The organism is Lacticaseibacillus salsurae (assembly GCF_045862175.1).
Classification (GTDB): Bacteria; Bacillota; Bacilli; order Lactobacillales; family Lactobacillaceae; genus Lacticaseibacillus; species Lacticaseibacillus salsurae.
Window position 1 is genome coordinate 1 of the sequence record NZ_BAAFZI010000124.1, and the last position, 1,975, is coordinate 1,975.

1 protein-coding gene and 1 pseudogene are annotated in these 1,975 nt (G+C 40.8%); both read left to right on the forward strand.

Going from position 1 to position 1,975, the window contains the following annotated elements; genetic code table 11:
- Window positions 1-141: 141 nt before the first annotated feature.
- Window positions 142-597: pseudogene (locus ACKTSG_RS14150) on the forward strand (SAV1803-related protein); the annotation flags it as partial.
- A 111-nt stretch (window positions 598-708) separates the two neighbouring features.
- Window positions 709-1,854, forward strand: coding sequence for an ATP-dependent nuclease (locus ACKTSG_RS14155; RefSeq protein ID WP_407895663.1), 1,146 nt, complete (start codon window positions 709-711; stop codon window positions 1,852-1,854).
- Window positions 1,855-1,975 lie beyond the last annotated feature (121 nt).

Here is a 1,975-nt window from a genome sequence, read left to right on the forward strand (position 1 = left end):
TGCATCAAGACGATACCTCTTTCATTAATTGTGTAGGAACTTTAATGATAACAGGTCGTATCGACTTGGTGTTTTTTATTTTGTCTGAGTGCTAACGATAGTGGCTAACTTGATTGTAAAACGCGGGACGAAAACTTCTTAGCCGGAGGCACAAAGAAAATCGTTCACGGATCATATTCACGCCAGGGTACAGGATTGTACACTCATCATATTGATGAAAATAAAGTTTCGAACCTTTCATGTACTGATTCGATTCGAAAATATCAACCGGAGTATATTTACCAATTGAAAGCACACCTTGTTTATTGTAATCTAGCTGAGCATTTGGTGCTCCATGCATTGATTGCAAATGAAACTGGCGGGAGTCTTGGGTTTGGCGGCTATATCGGGTTTATTGGTGGAACGTTTCAGAACTGGTACATTCAGCAGAATGTTCCCAAAGACTGTATGCTGGAGCCAGCATACAGGGCGTCCTACGTGAACAAACGAGATGCGTTACGGTTACTTGATAAGATTGAACAGGGAAAGTTGATGCAGGTGTTAATTGATCACGGCGTAGATAAAAAACACTGGCGACGAATTAATTCAAAATCATGAAATGATTGAAACAATATTCGTGTTTGTTACCAGGTTTCATCATTGTATCAAATCGGGAATGTACAATGGGAAATGTTGACGAGAAATTCTAGAGTGCCGGGGGGAGCAACAATGTTTTTACAATCTATCAATTTATATAATTTTCGGAAATTTGTGGCGACACGTGATGGTCAACCCGGATTAACAGTCAAATTCCATCCAGGCTTAAACATTATTGTTGGTGAAAATGATTCCGGGAAAACTGCTGTTGTCGATGCTATTAAGATGTTACTTGGAACGGTTAGTGATGATAAAAACGCGATCCAAGATGATGATTTCTACTTTAATGGAACTGATTACTCGACAACCTTCGAAATCGACGCAGTTTTCAAAAAACTTAACTCACATGAAGCAGGAATCTTTTTAGAATGGCTTTCTTTTGGCGAACACAACGAGTATGAATTGCACGTCAAACTAACTGTTGAAAAGAAGACTAGTGAGGTTGGACGTCAATATCTGAATCGTAAATTAGTTGCGGGAGATGAAGGTGCCGAATCAGCATTACGAAGTGGCGCACTTTCGTACCTCCGTGTTACATACTTGAAGGCGTTAAGAAATGCATCGGATGAGTTGACACCAGGCTTTCGTTCACATCTGCCCCAGCTGTTAGCAGCTCACTCTGAGTTAAGTAACCATCCAGAAAATAAAGAATTGCTTGTAAAGGCTTTACAAGATACGAATAAAACAATCGAAGGGTACCTATCCAACGGGTTTCCTGTTTCGCCAAATCCATCGGAGGATGAAAGTCGAGGGATCCTTTCTGAAGGTGATCGACCGAATTCTTCAATTAATGGTGAGCTACATACTGTCCTCAGGGAACTTTTTGACAGACAAGATCAGGAGAAGAGTAGGACACATTTCCAGCTGGTGCAAGCTACCTTGAATCAAATTCTTAAGCAATTAAGTCTGAACTCGGAAAGCGTGAATTTGGGCCTTGGGAACTTGAACCTGTTGTACATCTCAACTGAACTCGCTTTGCTTAAAGATCACTCAAGATCTGTTATTTATGGTCCGAATATCATGTTGATTGAAGAGTTGGAGGCACATTTGCATGTGCAAGCTCAGATTCGTTTAATTAAATACATTGAAGACTACCTTCGAGATGTCAAGGCAGATTCCGCTCAGCAGTTTATTTTGACTTCTCATAGTATTGCGTTGACTGCGTCAGTCGATCAAAGGTCGTTGATCTATATGAATGCCGGACGTGCTTATTCGTAAGCAGGAGATAACAGCACGGATTTCCTAATCCGTTTCCCCGCAGTACACTAGCCTCATCAATTATGGTGAGGTATTTTTTATGGCAGATAAACCCGATATCGTCCAGATCAAGATCGATCAA